We start from the raw sequence: 17,065 nt of genomic DNA on the forward strand, positions 1-17,065 counted from the left end.
ATTTCGGCGTTGCCGGTCCTCGCAATATTGACATATTGCTGCGGGCGGCGCCTTAAACTGTCTCCCCATAATCGAATTTCTCAACGGTCATTGGTTCGTAGTACGCAATTCTGAAAATCGTTGAACTCGGTTCCTTGCGAGTTTGTGTTGAGAGGTTTTGAAACGGTTGACGCTTATGCCCCAAATCGCCTTTCCTAAATTGTTGTCTTCGCAAATTGCATTTGACATTGCAAGGACCATACTCGACGGTTTTGATAAGCATTACCGTTTGTTTCGAGCGACGACGCAAATGGCGAAGCAGCGCTTCGAACGTGGCAATTGGAAAGCAGCGCAAGAAGATGCGCGTGAGCGGATAGCTTACTATGACAAGCGTGCCAAAGAATGCGTACAGATTCTGGAAGATGAGTACGATAGCGACGATCTGACCGATGAAGTTTGGCGTGAAGTGAAGCTACATTACATGGGTTTGCTGATCGATCATTTGCGCCCCGAGTTAGCGGAAACTTTTTTCAATACGGTCTGCACGAAACTCTTACATCGCACGTATTTTCATAACGACTTCATTTTCGTGCGTCCCGCCACAGCGACTGATTACATCGAGCGAGAAGATACGCCAGCGACCTATCGCGTCTATTACCCAGCAGCCGATGGCCTGAGTTTTAGTCTGAAACGTATCGTCACTAACTTCCAATTGCAAACACCATTCGCGCATCTTGACGCCGATTTGGCGAAAGTGGAAGCGCGACTGCTCGAACAATTTGGTGATATGCGCTTCGAGCCGAATCATCAGTTCCAAGTACTGGCAAGTCTATTCTTTCGCAATAAGGCTGCCTACATCATCGGTAAGAGTATCAACGGTAATCAAGAAATGCCATTTGTGATTCCTATCATTCACAATAAGAATCGTGAATTGATTTTGGATACGGTGCTGTTTGATAACATGCACATCACCGTCTTGTTTTCGTTCACGCGTGCCTACTTCATGGTCGATATGGATGTACCATCGGCCTACGTGCAGTTCATTCGAAGTATTTTGCCGCGCAAACCGCGCAGTGAAATTTACACCATGCTGGGTTTGCAAAAGCATGGCAAGAATTTGTTTTATCGTGACTTCCTGCATCACCTCAAGTATTCCTCAGACATGATTGAAGCTGCGCCTGGTATTCGCGGTCTCGTGATGTTGGTGTTTGCATTGCCATCGTTTCCCTACGTCTTCAAGCTGATCAAAGATAGCTTTCCGCCGCCGAAAGAAACCACTAAGGCCTTGATTAAAGAGAAGTATCAACTAGTTAAAAACCATGATCGCGTAGGGCGCTTGGCCGATACTTTAGAGTATTCCGATGTGGCGTTTCCGCGCGCTCGCTTCTCCGAAGATCTGTTGGCGGAAATCCGTCGTTATGCGCCGTCGATTTTGGAAGTCAGTGATGATGAAGTCATTATCAAACATTTGTACATTGAACGCCGCATGACGCCTTTGAATATCTGGCTAACAGAAGCAGAGCAAAAAGGTGATGACGCAGCGATGGAGCATGCGATTGTCGAGTACGGCAATGCGATTAAGGAATTAGTCGGAGCAAATATTTTCCCTGGCGATATGTTGTACAAGAATTTTGGTGTGACACGCCATAAGCGTGTGGTGTTCTATGACTACGATGAAATCGAAACCATCGTCGACTGCAATTTCAGAAATATCCCACAGCCACGCAATGAAGAAGATGAAATGTCAGCAGAGCCTTGGTATCCGATTGCCAAGAATGATGTATTCCCAGAACAGTTCGGCACCTTCTTGCTTGGAAATGCCAAGGTCAAACAGTATTTTATGAAACATCACGCTGACTTGCTGACGGCGAAATATTGGCAAGAGCGTAAAGATCGCATTGTGAAGGGGAAGGTGGATGATGTGTTTCCTTATCCCCAATCAATTCGATTTGGGGGAGGCTGACGCAATCACGCCCCAGCGTTGTTGCGCCGTCTCGCCGTGCATGCGCACTGTCTTCGACGGCACGCCTAGCTGGGACGCGATTGCGTCAGCCTCTTGAAGTTGGGGGAGGAGGGAGGTTGAAGAAAGTATGCCCCAGCGTTGATGTGCCGTCTCGCCGCGCATGTGCACTGTCTTCGATGGCACGCTTAGCTGGGACGTGATTGCGTCAGCCTCTTGAGTATTAGAAGAAAATTTGTAGGGCGGGTGAAACCCGCGCTGAAAAGTAAAAATTCTGTTTTGTATCGAAGTAGTTAAAAAAATTTTTAAAAAGTAGTTACCAATAAATCCGGAGAAAACCATGAATGATCCTATCGTAATCGTCGGCGCTGCTCGTACACCTATGGGTGCGTTTCAAAGTGATTTCGCTTCTTTGACAGCGAGCCAACTCGGTGCTGTGGCGATTAAGGCTGCGGTTGAACGTGCTGGTGTTAAACCAGAATTGATTGAAGAAGTCTTGTTTGGTAACTGCTTGATGGCAGGCCAAGGTCAAGCGCCAGCGCGCCAAGCTTTGTTGGCAGCGGGTTTGCCATTTTCGACGGGTGCAGTGACTTTGTCGAAGATGTGCGGTTCCGCAATGAAAGCCACGATGATGGCCTACGATGCGCTCCTCGCTGGCAGCAATGAAGTGCTTGTGTCTGGCGGTATGGAATCGATGACTAACGCGCCTTACATTATTCCTAAAGCACGCGGTGGCTATCGTATCGGTCACGGCACGATTATGGATCACATGATGCTTGATGGTTTGGAGGATGCTTATGACAAAGGTCGTTCTATGGGCACTTTCGCAGAAGACTGTTCCGCTAAGTATGGTTTCACACGCGAAGCGCAAGATGCGTTTGCTATCGCTTCCGTGACACGCGCACAAGCGGCCGCTAGCAGCGGTGGTTTTGCTTGGGAAATTACGCCTGTCACAGTATCTGGCCGTAGTGGTGATGTGGTCATCGATAAAGACGAAGGCCCATTGAAAGCCAAGCTCGACAAGATTCCTAATTTGAAACCAGCGTTCAAAAAAGACGGCACAATCACAGCAGCATCTTCTTCCTCGATTAACGATGGCGCAGCAGCTTTGGTCTTGATGCGTGAATCGAAGGCGAAAGAATTGGGTTTGACGCCAATCGCGAAAATTTTGGGTCATGCTACGCACGCACAAGAACCAGGTTGGTTCACCACAGCACCAGTGGGCTCTATCGAAAAACTCTACAAAAAAGTCGGTTGGACAACAGCTGATGTCGATTTGTTTGAAGTCAACGAAGCTTTCGCCGCGGTGCCAATGGCAGCGATGCATGACCTCGGTATTTCTCACGACAAGATGAACGTGCACGGCGGCGCATGTGCGTTGGGCCACCCAATCGGCGCATCGGGTGCTCGTATCATCGTCACCTTGATCGGTGCCTTGAAAGCACGCGGTGGTAAGCGCGGTGTGGCGTCTTTGTGTATCGGTGGTGGTGAAGCGACTGCGATGGCGATTGAGTTGGTGTAATTGCTGAGTCATTCCTGCCAAGGCAGGAATCCAGCGGCGTCGTCTGAGCAAGGAAAGACGCTGGGCTCCTGCCTTCGCAGGAGCGACAACTGATTTTTAGCTTAACAAAACGGAGCGCAAGTAATGCCAACAGCCTTAATCATCGGAGCCTCACGCGGTATTGGTCGTGAATTTGCACGTCAATACAAAGCCGATGGCTGGCGTGTTATCGCCACTGCTCGCAAGTCCGAGGACCTTGCCGAGCTGACTGCGCATGGTTGTGAAGCCTTGCCTTTGGATGTGAATAAGCTCAACGATTGTGCTGGTTTAGCGTGGCGACTTGATGATGAAAAGATTGATGTCGCTATCTTTAATGCGGGTTTGCTCGGCCCTCGTACGCCAAGCATGCAATCGCCTGAGCAAACGACTTTTGATGAAGTCATGCATACCAATGTACTAGCTGCCATGCGCATCTTGCCTCTGCTGTTGCCATTGGTCGAAAACGCGGCGGGGAAATTAGCCGTACTGTCATCAGATATGGGTTCTATTGGCAGCCGCAATAACCCGCAAGTGTGGTTGTATCGCGCGAGTAAGGCGGCCGTGAATTCAGTGTTGAAAGATACGTCCTTGTGCGCACAAAGCGCGACCTGCATCGCTTTTCATCCCGGTTGGGTGCAGACCGATATGGGCGGTCCAGGTGCGCAGCTTACCGTCGATGTGAGTGTCGCAGGGATGCGAAAGGTGTTAGCAGAAAGCAGTCGAGAAAAGAATGGCTGTTTCTTGAGTTATAGCGGCACGCAATTGGATTGGTAGTTATCGAAGAGCTCAATTGCTACAAAGTACAAGAGAGTTCCAGGAATTTTTTGAAATAGGCAAAGAAATGCAACTAACATCAGAACACGAAATGATCCGCGACGCCGTGCGTAGCTTTGTGCAAGAGCGCATCACACCAAATGCGGCACGTTGGGATAAAGAGCATCATTTCCCTGCTGAGGAATTGAAAGAATTGGCGGCCATGGGTGCCTATGGTGTCGCTGTGCCAGAAGAGCTAGGTGGTGCAGGCATGGATTATTTATCCTTGGCCTTGGTGCTCGAAGAAATCGCTGCAGGTGATGGTGGAACTTCGACAGTAGTGTCGGTCAACAACTGCCCTGTCTGCAGCATAGGCATGATGTATGCGAACGCAGAACAAAAAGAGCAATGGTTGCGTCCACTCGCGAGTGGAGAAAAACTCGGCGCGTTTTGTTTGACCGAACCGCACGCCGGTAGTGATGCCTCTGATTTGCGCACGACGGCAAAGAAAGAAGGCGATGAATATGTCTTGAATGGCGTGAAGCAATTCATCACCAGCGGCAAGCATGCCGATGTCGCGATCGTGATGGCCGTGACCGACAAAGCAGCCGGTAAAAAAGGGATCAGCGCGTTTTGGGTCGATACCAAAACGCCAGGCTATATTGTTGCAAGCCTTGAACATAAGATGGGGCAGCACTCTTCCGACACCGCACAAATCTTGTTTGAAAACTGCCGTATCCCCGCCGCGAATCTGATCGGTGAAGAGGGCATGGGTTACAAGATCGCTTTATCTGGACTGGAAGGCGGCCGTATCGGTATCGCTTCACAATCGGTTGGTATGGCCCGCGCTGCATTTGAAGCGGCCCTCACTTACGCCAAAGATCGCCGCACCTTTGGCAAAGCGATCTTTGAACATCAAGCGGTGCAATTCCGTTTGGCCGATATGGCGACACAGATTGAAGCAGCACGCCAATTGATCTGGCATGCGGCAAGTATGAAAGATGCAGGTAAGCCATGTTTGAAAGAGGCAGCAATGGCGAAGTTATTTGCGTCTGAAATGGCAGAGAAAGTATGCTCCGATGCGATTCAAATTCATGGCGGGTATGGCTATGTGAGTGATTTCCCCGTCGAACGAATCTATCGTGATGTGCGTGTATGCCAGATCTATGAAGGTAGTTCGGACATTCAGAAGATTTTGATTGGCCGTGGGTTGATGGATTGATTGTTTGATTGTCTGAGTTTGCGAACGTAATTTCTTGTGTGGATGAATTGAGGAGTGGTAATGAGTAATCGCATCGAATACTGGTTTGACTACGTTTCACCTTATGCGTATTTGACCACGCAAGTGATTGAAGAGCTCGCCGCCAAATATGGCCGCGAAATCGAATGGAAGCCGATGTTATTGGGCGTCGTGTTTAAAACCACGAACTCCAGTCCATTGACTATGCGTCCACCTATCATGGCGAATTATCACCAACATGATATGGAACGCTCGGCGCGTTTTGCAGGTTTGCCTTTTGTGTTGCCTGAGCCATTTCCGATCAATACGCAAAACACGGCACGTGTGTGTTTGTGGATGAAAGAAGTTGCTCCACAACGTGTGGGTGAATTCACTCGTGGGGTAACGAAAGCTTACTTCTCTGGCCCTGCAGGATTGAATGATATTGCGTGGTTAGCAGAATACGTGAGCCAAATGGGATTAGACGGCACAGCCGCTGCGGCCGCCTGTAAAGACGAACGCTATAAAGCACAGTTGGCTGCTGCCTGCGAAGAAGCCGTCAGCAAAGGTGTGTTCGGCGCACCATGGGTGATTGTGGATGGTGAACCATTCTGGGGTAATGATCGTTTGCCTCAACTAGAAAAATGGTTAGCAACAGGCGGGTTTTAATTTTTGTAGGGCGGGTGCGACCCACGCCGCCAGACCTTTAAACAAAGAGCAGCGCGGGTTGCACCCGCCCTACGAGAACGAACTGACCTAAAAAGCGAGATGGGAAGAGACATGAAAAAAGGCTACAAACAATTAGTCGACGAAGCAAACGCGCAAATCAAAACCTATAACGTGGCAGAAGCGCAAGCCAAATTGGCCGACCCCAATGTGCAATTCATCGACGTGCGTGATGTTCGTGAACTAGAAAGGGAAGGCGTCATTCCCGGCGCATTCCACGCGCCACGCGGCATGATCGAGTTCTGGGTCGACCCCGATTCACCTTACTTCAAACCCGTATTCGGCGAGAACAAAGAATTCATCCTGTTCTGTGCAGCTGGCTGGCGCAGTGCGTTGACGACAAAAACAGTGCAAGACATGGGCCTAGAAAATGTCGCCCACATCGACGGCGGCTTTGGCGCATGGAAGGCAGCGGGTGCGCCTACGGCGGTGAAAGAAAGCAAGAAAGTATAGTGGACAAAAGGCGGGCGCAACCCTCGCTGCAAAGAAACGATTAGGTAAAGCGTGAGTAAAACAATCTGCCCCTGTGGCTCAAACAAAGAATTCGAACATTGCTGCAAACGCTACATCAGTGGTGCAGAAGTCGCACCAACGGCAGAAGCTTTGATGCGTTCGCGTTACACCGCATACACGCTTGATGATGAAACGTATTTGCGTGCGACTTGGGATGAACGGACTTGTCCGAAAGAGCCCATCGTGCATGGTGAGCCGACCAAGTGGTTAGGTTTGGAAGTAAAGAAACACACGACACAAGAAAAAGAGGCGATGGTGGAATTTGTCGCCCGTTACAAAATTGGCGGCAAAGCCCATCGCTTGCACGAAAAAAGTCGTTTCGTGAAATTTGATGGCAAATGGTTTTATGTAGACGGAATTTATGAATAAGAAAGAGTGAGCTGTAAAAGTGCAGAGTACGGAGACGGAGTTCTCTTTAAGGCTTTGCGCATCACAGTCAGCGCTTTAAGAATGTGGAAGTTTTTCGGATAAAACATTATGACAACCTTAGAATCCAAATTAAACCCTCGCTCTGAGGACTTCAAAGCTAACGCGGCGGCCATGCAATTGATCGTTGATGATCTTAAACAAAAGGTCGCCAAGATTGCCTTGGGTGGCGGCGAAGAAGCGCGCCAAAAACATTTAGGTCGCGGCAAGCTCTTGCCACGTGATCGTGTACAAAATCTGCTCGATCCATGTACACCTTTCCTCGAATTCTCTCAGCTCGCAGCGTTCAACATGTATAAAGAGAAGAACGATCTGGATGCGGCGCCGAGCGCTGGCGTGATTACCGGCATTGGTCGCGTAGCGGGCCAAGAGTGCGTTATTGTTTGTAATGATGCGACGGTCAAGGGCGGCACCTATTATCCGATGACGGTGAAAAAGCATTTGCGCGCGCAAGAAATCGCCGAGCAAAATAACTTGCCTTGTATTTACCTGGTTGACAGTGGCGGTGCGAACTTGCCAAACCAAGATGATGTGTTCCCTGATCGCGATCACTTTGGCCGTATTTTCTATAACCAAGCCAATATGTCTGCTAAAGGCATCCCACAAATCGCTGTGGTGATGGGTTCTTGTACAGCTGGTGGTGCCTATGTGCCAGCGATGAGTGATGAATCGATCATCGTAAAGAACCAAGGCACGATTTTCTTGGGTGGCCCTCCATTGGTGAAAGCCGCTACGGGTGAAGTAGTGAGTGCGGAAGATTTAGGTGGCGGTGACGTCCATACGCGTTTGTCCGGCGTGGTCGATCATTTGGCGCAAAACGATACCCATGCTTTGGCAATGGCGCGTCAGATCGTATCGAACTTGAATCGTCAAAAACCACAAAACGTGGTGATGAAAGCGGTGGAAGAACCGAAGTATCCTGCAAGTGAATTGTACGGAGTGATTCCCGTCGATACGCGCAAACCTTTCGATGTGCGTGAAGTCATTGCGCGGGTGGTTGATGGCAGTCATTTTGATGAATTCAAAGCGCGTTACGGCACAACTTTAGTCTGTGGCTTCGCCCATATCCACGGCATGCCAGTCGGCATTATTGCCAACAACGGTATTTTGTTCTCCGAATCTGCATTGAAGGGCACGCACTTTATTGAGCTGTGCTGCCAACGCAAGATTCCACTGGTGTTCTTGCAAAACATCACCGGCTTCATGGTCGGACGCAAATACGAAAACGAAGGTATTGCGCGCAATGGCGCCAAGATGGTGACCGCAGTTGCAACCGCCAATGTGCCGAAGTTCACGGTCATTATCGGCGGTAGTTTTGGCGCCGGTAATTACGGTATGTGCGGCCGCGCTTACTCTCCACGCTTCATGTGGATGTGGCCAAATGCCCGTATCTCGGTGATGGGTGGCGAGCAAGCGGCGAGTGTGTTGGCAACCGTGCGTCGTGATGGTATCGAAGGCAAAGGCGGCACATGGAGTGCCGAGGAAGAAGCCGCATTCAAACAACCGATTAAAGATCAGTACGAACATCAAGGCCATCCTTACTATGCGTCTGCACGCTTGTGGGATGATGGTGTGATTGATCCGGCGGATACGCGTATGGTGTTGGGTCTCGGTTTAAGTGCTGCATTGAATGCGCCGATTCCGGACGCCAAGTTTGGGATATTCCGCATGTAGTGAACCCCTTCCTAAATCCGATTGCAGGGCGCATTACGGCGTCAGAAATCCTCGCAATATCGACATATTGCTCCGGTTTCCTCCTTGTACTGCATCCCTGAAATCGAATTTTTGAAGGAGTTGAGTTCTCCAGTATTTGTTCATAGAAGAAGAGATTTTATGTACCAAACCCTAACCCTTACCCGCGACAACAAAGTCGCGACCGTCACTTTAAATCGTCCTGACGTGCGTAATGCGTTTAACGAAACGACGATTGCTGAGATTACGCAGGTGTTTAATGAATTGAGTAGCGATAGTAATATTCGCGCGATTGTGTTGGCTGCCAATGGTCCTGCATTTTGCGCCGGTGCTGATCTCAATTGGATGAAGAAGATGGCCGACTATACGCATGCTGAAAATTTGGCTGATGCAGGACAGTTGGCGGCGATGCTGGCGGCGATCTATACCTGTACTAAGCCTGTAGTGGCGCAAGTGCAGGGTGATTGCTATGCCGGTGGTATGGGTTTGGTAGCGGCATGTGATGTCATCGTCTCTGTTGATAGCGCGCAGTTCTGCTTAAGCGAAGTGAAGTTGGGCTTAATTCCTGCGACGATTTCGCCTTACGTGATCAAGGCCATGGGCGAGAACGCAGCACGTCGCTACTTTTTAACGGCTGAGCGTTTCGATGCGGCGCAAGCGCTGCGTATCGGTTTTGTACACGAGGTGGTCGCTGCTGATGCGCTGAGCACGAAAGTGGCGGAGATCGTCAAAGCACTGGTAACAAATAGTCCGAATGCAGTGGCGCAAGCCAAGGTTTTAGTGCGTGAGGTTGGTGGCCGTGAGATTACCCCTGAGCTAATTGCCAGCACGGTGGAAGGCATCGCCGTGATCCGTGCATCTGAAGAGGGTCGCGAGGGCGTGCGGTCTTTCCTAGAGAAGCGGAAACCGGCTTGGTTGGGCTGATCACGTATAATGGAGGGCTTGCTCTAATCGGCCGTTACAGTAAATGTCCGATTAGACGCGTATTGATCGCAATTTCGGCTAAATAGCCTATTTTTGTTCGTATTTTCCAGTAAATTTCGTTGAATTGGTGGAAAAGTAAAGATTTTGAACTAGGGTTGAACGTAGTGAATACATCAGGTAGTACATCCGAGTGGGTAAATCGTAGTCTGCAAAGCGTCTGGCACCCGTGCACGCAAATGCAGCACCACGAGACCATGCCTTTGATTCCGGTGAGTCATGGCCGTGGTGCCTGGCTGGTCGACATGGAAGGTAAGCGTTACCTCGATGGCATTAGCTCATGGTGGGTTAACCTGTTTGGTCATGCCAATCCACGTATCAACACGGCACTCAAAGATCAACTCGATCAATTAGAACATGCGATGTTGGCCGGTTTTACCCATGAGCCAGTCATTCGTTTATCAGAAAAACTATCTGCCTTAACGGGCGGTGTACTCGGTCATAGTTTCTATGCCTCAGATGGCGCATCGGCAACCGAGATCGCGTTGAAGATGAGTTTTCATTTTTGGCGCAACCAGGGTCAAACTGAGAAACAAGAATTTATCTGCCTCAAAGGTAGCTATCACGGCGAAACCATAGGTGCTTTAGCGGTAACGGATGTGCCGCTATTTCGTGATGCTTACGGCCCTATGATACGCAATGCGCATGTGGTCGCATCACCAGATGCTCGCCAAGCACAAGATGGTGAATCCGCCATCGATGTCGCACGCCGTGCCGCGGCCGATATGGAACGTTGTCTACAAGAACGCGCAGGAAAAATTGCCGCCGTCATTCTCGAACCTTTGGTGCAGTGCGCGACGGGTTTTGCGATGCACGATCCTGAATATTTACGCCTAGTGCGCGCTTTGTGCGATCAGTATCAAGTGCATTTGATTGCGGACGAGATTGCCGTTGGCTGTGGTCGCACGGGCACTTTCTTTGCCTGCGAGAACGCGCACATTTGGCCTGATTTTGTTTGCCTGTCGAAAGGCATTAGCGGCGGTTATCTGCCTCTGTCTTTGGTGATGACGCGTGAAGAAATTTATCAAGGCTTTTACGATAGTGATGTGCGTCGTGGCTTCTTGCATTCCCATTCCTATACCGGTAATCCTTTGGCCTGCCGCGCCGCGCTCGCGACTTTAGAGATTTTCGAGTCCGACGATGTGTTGGCACAAAATCGGGTGAAGGCGCAAAGCATCACACAAGCTCTGCAGCCACTCGCGCAACACAAACAGGTTAAGCATTTCCGTCAGCAGGGCATGATGTGGGCCTTCGATGCAGTATTTGACGAGGTCACTGTCCAGGCAGCTAAAACCTTCTCTCGCCGTTTCTTTACCCAGGCATTGCAAGAGGAATTGTTGTTACGCCCTATCGGCAATACCGTGTATCTGATGCCACCGTATATTTTGAATCAAGAAGAAGTGAATTTGGTGGGCGAACGCATACTGAAAGTCTTCGATCGCGTGATGGGAGAATCCGTATGATTTTGCTCGATCAAATCCAACATGAATTAGCAGCCTTAGATGCGAAGAGTCTGCGTCGTCGACGTCGTCATGCAGAGAGCCCAAGCGCACCGCGTGTCAAGGTGGACGGCCGCGACATGTTGGCATTTTGCAGTAATGATTATCTCGGTTTGGCCGCGCATCCTAAGATTGTCGCCGCCATGCAAGAAGGCGCGGATTTATATGGCGTTGGTAGTGGTGCTTCGCATTTAATTAGCGGCCATAGTCGCGCCCATGCTTTGCTCGAAGAACGCTTGGCAGAATTTGTTTCGCCTCATCTTCAGAACGCACGTGCCTTGTATTTTTGCACGGGTTACATGGCTAATCTCGCCGTACTTGCTGGCTTAGCTGCAGTCTCGGGCAAAGAGACAGAACTGTTTTCTGAATCTTTGAATCATGCGTCTTTAATCGACGGCGCCAAACTATCGCGTGCAAAGTTGCATGTTTACCCGCATGGTGATGTGGCAAGCTTAGGTCAGTTGTTAGCAGCATCGACTGCCGCGACGAAGATTGTGGTCAGCGATAGTGTTTTTAGTATGGATGGCAATCTGGCACCGATACCTGAGTTGCTTGCCTTGTGTGAAGAATTCAATGCATGGTTAGTGATTGACGATGCTCACGGTTTTGGCGCATTGGGTGCGCATGGACGTGGTGTGTTAGAACACTACAATTTGTGTTCGCCCAACTTGGTTTATATGGGTACCTTAGGCAAGTCGGCGGGTGTTGGCGGTGCTTTCGTCGCTGCACATGCCGATGTGATCGAATGGTTGGTCAATAAGGCGCGTCCGTATATCTATACGACAGCAGCACCGCCCGCTTTAGCGCATGCGCTATTGACGAGTTTGGACATTATTCAAGGCGAAGAAGGACAGGCGCTTCGTGCAAATTTGCAGGCTTTGATTGCGCAATTGCGCCGTGATCTGAAGTTAAAGCGTTGGACTCTAATGCCATCGAATACCGCAGTGCAACCTATTGTGATTGGTGACAATGCTGAAAGTTTGAAGGCAGCAGCGACTTTGTACGAGCAAGGATTTTGGGTGCCAGCAATACGCCCACCGACAGTGCCAGCAGGAACAGCGCGTCTGCGCATCACTTTGTCAGCCGCCCATACGGCGGAAGATTTGGCCATGCTGATTGATGCTGTGAATGCTTTGGAAGAGTAAAGCTGAAGAAATGCAAAACAGAAAAAACGATTATTTCATTACCGGCACCGATACCGAAATCGGCAAGACCTTTACGACGTCGGCCTTGTTACGCGCTTTCACGCAGCAAGGAAAATCGACGCTAGGGATGAAGCCCATCGCTTCGGGTGCGGATGAAATCGATGGCGTTTTGCATAATGAAGATGTCGATAGTTTGGTGGCTGCATCAAGCGTCAAGGCGCCACTAGAAATCGTCGTGCCTTATTTGATGCGTACACCAGCGGCGCCGCATATTGTGGCGAAGTTGGAAGACGTGAAGATGGATGTGCAGCATATTCAGCAATCCTATCAACAAGCACAGCGCCTCGCGGATGTGGTCTTGGTGGAAGGCGTAGGCGGATTTTGCGTGCCATTAGATGATGAAACCAGTACCGTCGATCTGGCGCAGCGTTTGGGCTTGCCAGTCATTTTGGTGGTGGGAATGCGTTTGGGTTGTATCAACCATGCGTTGTTAACAGCGCAGGCAATTCGCGCTAGCGGTTTACGTTTGGCTGCATGGGTGGCCAATACAGTCGATACGGAAATGCGATTTTTTGATGAAAATGTAGAAGCATTACTGCAGCGTCTCGGCGCGCCATGTTTAGGTGTTGTGCCGCGCTTAGCTGCAGAGGATGTGGCGCAGGCGAGTCAGTATGTCAATTTGAATTTATTGAAGTAAGGAAGAGATCATGGAACAGACAGTTAGTTTAGAAAATGCACAGGCAATGACGTTTCAAGCGCCAGTCAAGCCGATTACGGCAGAGACTTGGCCTGTAGAAGATGTGATGGCATTGTTCGATCTGCCGTTTAATGATTTGCTCTTCAAGGCGCAAGTTTTGCACCGTGAAAATTTTCCGAATGGTGACGTGGAATTGGCGACATTGTTGTCGATCAAAACGGGTGGCTGCGAAGAAGATTGTGGCTACTGCCCGCAAGCGGCGCGTTATGACACAGGCGTTGAAGCGAAGAAAATGCTCGACGTACGTCAGGTTTTAGATGCAGCGAAAGCAGCACGCGAAAGCGGTGCGACACGTTTCTGTATGGGTGCGGCATGGCGCTCGCCAAAAGATCGTGACATGGAAAAAGTAGAAACCATGGTGCGCGAAGTGAAGGCGATGGGCTTAGAGACCTGCGCTACTTTGGGTATGCTCAAAGAAGAACAAGCACAGCGTTTGAAAGATGCAGGCTTGGATTACTACAACCACAATCTCGACACCGCACCAGAGTTCTACAATAACGTGATTTCTACGCGTGACTATCAAGATCGTCTTGATACCCTAGGTCATGTACGTACGGCGGGTCTCAAAGTATGTTGTGGCGGTATCGTCGGTATGGGCGAAACACGTCGTCAACGTGCTGGCTTGATCGCGCAATTGGCAAATTTAAATCCCTACCCAGAATCGGTACCGGTCAATCACTTGGTACAAGTCGAAGGTACGCCTTTGCATGGCTTAGACCCACTTGATCCTTTGGAATTCGTACGAACGATCGCAGTGGCACGTATCACGATGCCGAAAGCACGCGTGCGTTTATCTGCAGGCCGTCGTCAAATGGGAGAAGCCGTTCAAGCGATGTGTTTCTTGGCTGGTGCGAATTCGATTTTCTACGGCGACAAATTGTTAACGACCGATAATCCAGAAGCAGAAGACGACAAAGTCTTGTTGGGAAAATTGGGTTTGAAGACGCGTGGCGTGGTGGAGAAAAAAGCGGGGAATTGCAGTTAAGTCGTTTGAATACAAGGGTATAGCGATGGGTTTCAAAGCTTTTGACGTCGTTCGGGTGACCGCGATCAATACTGACAAATTACTTGTGTCAGATGCCTTCAATACTCGAGCCCCCAAAGTCGGTGACATAGCGACGATCCTTGAGATTTATGGTGATCCATATGGCTTTGAATTGGAATGTTGTGACATAGCCGGAAATACAGAATGGCTAATTGGCGTTCAAGAGAAAGATGTTCGAATCGAGCTTGTTAATATTTGAATTAGAGAAGAAAGACAAAAATCATGTTTAGCAAAATCCTCATCGCCAATCGTGGCGAAATTGCTTGCCGTGTTGCCGCGACAGCGCGTCGCATGGGCATTAAGACCGTAGCGGTGTACTCCGAAGCGGATGCCAATGCTAAGCATGTGGCGGTGTGTGATGAAGCGGTCTTGATTGGTCCAGCACCTGCCAAAGAAAGTTATCTGCGTGCCGACAAAATCATCGAGGTGGCATTGGCAACGGGTGCGCAAGCGATCCATCCTGGTTATGGTTTCTTGTCTGAGAATAGTGAGTTTGCGAATGCCTGCGCCAAAGCTGGCATCGCTTTCATTGGCCCGCCAGCTTCCGCAATTGAAGCGATGGGTAGCAAGTCTGCAGCGAAGTCGCTGATGGAAAAAGCCAATGTACCTTTGGTGCCTGGCTATCACGGCGACAATCAAGACCCAGATTTCTTGCAAGGTGAAGCGGACCGTATTGGTTATCCAGTGTTATTGAAAGCCAGCGCAGGCGGCGGTGGTAAAGGCATGCGCGTGATTGAAAAATCGGCTGACTTCAAAGATGGTTTAGCTTCATGCAAACGTGAAGCGATCAATTCTTTTGGCGACGATAAAGTCCTCGCTGAAAAATATTTGCAGCGTCCACGCCATATTGAGATTCAAGTGTTTGCCGACACGCATGGCAATTGTGTTTACTTGTTTGAACGCGATTGCTCAGTACAACGTCGTCACCAAAAAGTGTTAGAAGAAGCACCCGCGCCAGGTATGACTGCTGAACGTCGCGCAGCGATGGGCGAAGCGGCTGTAGCGGCAGCAAAAGCGGTTGGCTATGTCGGCGCCGGCACAGTAGAGTTTATTGCCAACCAAGACGGCTCTTTCTATTTCATGGAAATGAATACGCGTCTGCAGGTTGAGCACCCAGTGACGGAAATGATCACGGGCACCGATTTGGTCGAATGGCAATTGCGCGTGGCTGCTGGTGAAAAACTGCCATTGCAACAATCAGAGTTGCGGATTCATGGCCACGCTATCGAGGCGCGCGTGTATGCGGAAAATCCGGAAAAAGGGTTCTTGCCATCGATCGGTACCTTGCGCCATGCCCGCACACCAAGCGCTGTCAATTTCGAACTTGGTGGTTCACCAGACCCAGCGGCATTTAGGATAGATAGTGGCGTACGTGAAGGCGATACGATTTCACCGTTCTACGATCCTATGATTGCCAAGATGATCGTGTGGGGCAAAGATAGAACAGAAGCTTTGGCACGTATGGCACAGGCTTTGTCGCAGTACCAAATTGTGGGCTTGAATTCGAATATCGCTTTCTTGTTTCGCTTGATTGAGAGCCAGGCATTTTCCACTGCGGATTTGGATACCGGCCTGATTGAACGTAACCACGACGCCTTGTTCCCAACGCCTGCCGCGGCCAGTTTGCATGCCTTGTCTTTTGCTGCAGTGGCCTTGATCACCAGTGAAAAGCAAAACGGCAGTGACCCATGGCAAAGCAGCACAGGCTGGCGTATGAATAGCCAACTGCAACGTGGATTGAAGTTCGAAGAAGAACATCAAAAGCACGAAGTAACGGTGGTCTACGCACAAGATGCATGGACAGTTTCCGCCAATGGCGCTTCTCAAGATGTACGCTTGGTGCGTCAAGCAGGCAATGACTTCGTGTTAGCGATGGCAGAACAAACCGTGAACGGCACCGTGGTACGTGATGGCGAGCAGTTCCATGTTTTCACCCAAGGTGTTCATACCGTCTTGCATTACAACGACGTCTTGGCACATGCCGGTGAAGCAGAAGCAGAAGGTGGTCGTTTGACAGCACCGATGCCAGGCAAAATCGTCGCAGTGGTAGTGAAGAATGGTCAAGAAGTGAAAAAAGGCGAAGCGTTGTTGATCATGGAAGCGATGAAGATGGAACACACCATCTCTGCACCACATGATGGTGTGGTCGAAGAAGTTTTGTATGCGGTTGGTGATCAAGTCACTGAAGGTGCACCGTTATTGAATTTTAAGCAGTAATTTGCGCAACGATTCGTATGAACAAAAAACGCGATCTGCTGATTCACTATGACGAAGATAAACAGAAGTTTATCTTCTACATGTTGGATATAGATCGGACAGCGGAGTTACGTGCGAAGACGTTCGATGGCGTATCTCCTGATGTTTCTTTTTTTAAAGAAAAGAGTCCTGAAGAAGCGGAACGTATTTTGGGAAGTTCCGTTTTTGCTGCACTTGATCGTGGAAGCAATACAAAGGTAGGTATTCGTGATTACGAGTCTGAGTCAGAAGAAGTGATGCAAGCTCGGCTTGTAGAGGCTAAGATTGCTGCAGAAAAGGGAGACCCTGAAGCACAATTCGAGCTGTATATGCATTACCACTCGCAAACCTTGAGATTCGGTTTGCAAAATGATCTTGACCGTGCAGAGGCAATGTTACTCGCATCTGTGAACGCTGGTTACCCGAATGCGATAAGTGCTTTCGAGAATTGGCCTTTGGTTAAGGAAGCAGCGGAAAGTCGAATTCAACGTGAGACAAAGGATTAAACCACTGAAGATTCGTAGGTCGGGTGCAACCGACGCTGCTCAGGGGCTAAGAAATTTGGCGGCGCCGGTTGCCACCGCCTTACAAATTC

17 protein-coding genes are annotated in these 17,065 nt (G+C 49.7%); 16 read left to right on the forward strand and 1 reads right to left on the reverse strand.

Going from position 1 to position 17,065, the window contains the following annotated elements:
- The first annotated feature begins 175 nt into the window (after positions 1-175).
- The gene (gene aceK, locus H8K36_RS13240; RefSeq protein WP_186916973.1) at positions 176-1,942 is read left to right on the forward strand and encodes a bifunctional isocitrate dehydrogenase kinase/phosphatase; all 1,767 of its coding nucleotides are present in this window, start codon (positions 176-178) and stop codon (positions 1,940-1,942) included.
- On the opposite strand, the gene H8K36_RS13245 is transcribed toward aceK, so the two are convergent.
- The gene (locus H8K36_RS13245; RefSeq protein ID WP_186916974.1) at positions 1,919-2,281 is read right to left on the reverse strand and encodes a hypothetical protein; all 363 of its coding nucleotides are present in this window, start codon (positions 2,279-2,281) and stop codon (positions 1,919-1,921) included. The genes aceK and H8K36_RS13245 overlap by 24 nt on opposite strands.
- Here H8K36_RS13245 and H8K36_RS13250 point away from each other — a divergent pair.
- From H8K36_RS13250 to H8K36_RS13320, 15 genes are all read left to right on the forward strand, one after another.
- The gene (locus H8K36_RS13250; protein WP_186916975.1) at positions 2,280-3,461 is read left to right on the forward strand and encodes an acetyl-CoA C-acetyltransferase; all 1,182 of its coding nucleotides are present in this window, start codon (positions 2,280-2,282) and stop codon (positions 3,459-3,461) included. The two genes, H8K36_RS13245 and H8K36_RS13250, sit on opposite strands and share 2 nt — an antisense overlap.
- Positions 3,462-3,584: 123 nt before the next feature.
- Positions 3,585-4,253, forward strand: coding sequence for an SDR family oxidoreductase (locus tag H8K36_RS13255; protein ID WP_186916976.1), 669 nt, complete (start codon positions 3,585-3,587; stop codon positions 4,251-4,253).
- 67 nt (positions 4,254-4,320) lie between these two features.
- Entirely contained in the window at positions 4,321-5,454 is a 1,134-nt protein-coding gene (locus tag H8K36_RS13260; RefSeq protein WP_186916977.1) for an acyl-CoA dehydrogenase family protein, read from the forward strand.
- A 60-nt stretch (positions 5,455-5,514) separates the two neighbouring features.
- Positions 5,515-6,120 carry a 2-hydroxychromene-2-carboxylate isomerase gene (locus H8K36_RS13265; RefSeq protein WP_186916978.1) on the forward strand — a complete coding sequence of 202 codons (606 nt, stop codon included), beginning with the start codon at positions 5,515-5,517 and terminating at the stop codon, positions 6,118-6,120.
- 111 nt (positions 6,121-6,231) lie between these two features.
- Positions 6,232-6,630, forward strand: a complete 399-nt coding sequence (locus tag H8K36_RS13270) for a rhodanese-like domain-containing protein (protein WP_186916979.1) — start codon at positions 6,232-6,234, stop codon at positions 6,628-6,630.
- Between the two features lie 51 nt (positions 6,631-6,681).
- A complete protein-coding gene (locus H8K36_RS13275; RefSeq protein WP_186916980.1) occupies positions 6,682-7,059 on the forward strand; it encodes a YchJ family protein in 378 nt (125 codons plus the stop codon).
- 108 nt (positions 7,060-7,167) lie between these two features.
- On the forward strand, positions 7,168-8,790 hold the full coding sequence (locus H8K36_RS13280; RefSeq protein ID WP_186916981.1) for a carboxyl transferase domain-containing protein: 1,623 nt from the start codon (positions 7,168-7,170) through the stop codon (positions 8,788-8,790).
- 159 nt (positions 8,791-8,949) lie between these two features.
- Positions 8,950-9,732: an enoyl-CoA hydratase/isomerase family protein gene (locus H8K36_RS13285; protein WP_186916982.1), complete on the forward strand. Its 783-nt coding sequence runs from the start codon at positions 8,950-8,952 to the stop codon at positions 9,730-9,732.
- 164 nt (positions 9,733-9,896) lie between these two features.
- Complete coding sequence (gene bioA, locus H8K36_RS13290; RefSeq protein WP_186916983.1) at positions 9,897-11,252, forward strand: adenosylmethionine--8-amino-7-oxononanoate transaminase; 1,356 nt, start codon at positions 9,897-9,899, stop codon at positions 11,250-11,252.
- Positions 11,249-12,433 (forward strand): 8-amino-7-oxononanoate synthase, encoded by a 1,185-nt coding sequence (gene bioF, locus H8K36_RS13295; RefSeq protein WP_186916984.1) that lies wholly within the window; start codon positions 11,249-11,251, stop codon positions 12,431-12,433. Before bioA ends, bioF begins: the two co-directional genes overlap by 4 nt.
- 10 nt (positions 12,434-12,443) lie before the next feature.
- A complete protein-coding gene (gene bioD, locus H8K36_RS13300; RefSeq protein WP_186916985.1) occupies positions 12,444-13,130 on the forward strand; it encodes a dethiobiotin synthase in 687 nt (228 codons plus the stop codon).
- A gap of 10 nt (positions 13,131-13,140) precedes the next feature.
- Entirely contained in the window at positions 13,141-14,175 is a 1,035-nt protein-coding gene (gene bioB, locus H8K36_RS13305; protein WP_186916986.1) for a biotin synthase BioB, read from the forward strand.
- Between the two features lie 25 nt (positions 14,176-14,200).
- The gene (locus H8K36_RS13310) at positions 14,201-14,434 is read left to right on the forward strand and encodes a hypothetical protein (RefSeq protein WP_186916987.1); all 234 of its coding nucleotides are present in this window, start codon (positions 14,201-14,203) and stop codon (positions 14,432-14,434) included.
- Positions 14,435-14,457: 23 nt separating this feature from the next.
- A complete protein-coding gene (locus H8K36_RS13315; RefSeq protein WP_186916988.1) occupies positions 14,458-16,452 on the forward strand; it encodes an acetyl/propionyl/methylcrotonyl-CoA carboxylase subunit alpha in 1,995 nt (664 codons plus the stop codon).
- Positions 16,453-16,469: 17 nt separating this feature from the next.
- Positions 16,470-16,976, forward strand: coding sequence for a hypothetical protein (locus H8K36_RS13320; RefSeq protein WP_186916989.1), 507 nt, complete (start codon positions 16,470-16,472; stop codon positions 16,974-16,976).
- Positions 16,977-17,065: the final 89 nt, after the last annotated feature.

It is taken from the genome of Affinundibacterium nitidum (genome assembly GCF_014284155.1).
In the GTDB taxonomy this organism is placed as follows: Bacteria; Pseudomonadota; Gammaproteobacteria; order Burkholderiales; family Burkholderiaceae_D; genus Undibacterium; species Undibacterium nitidum.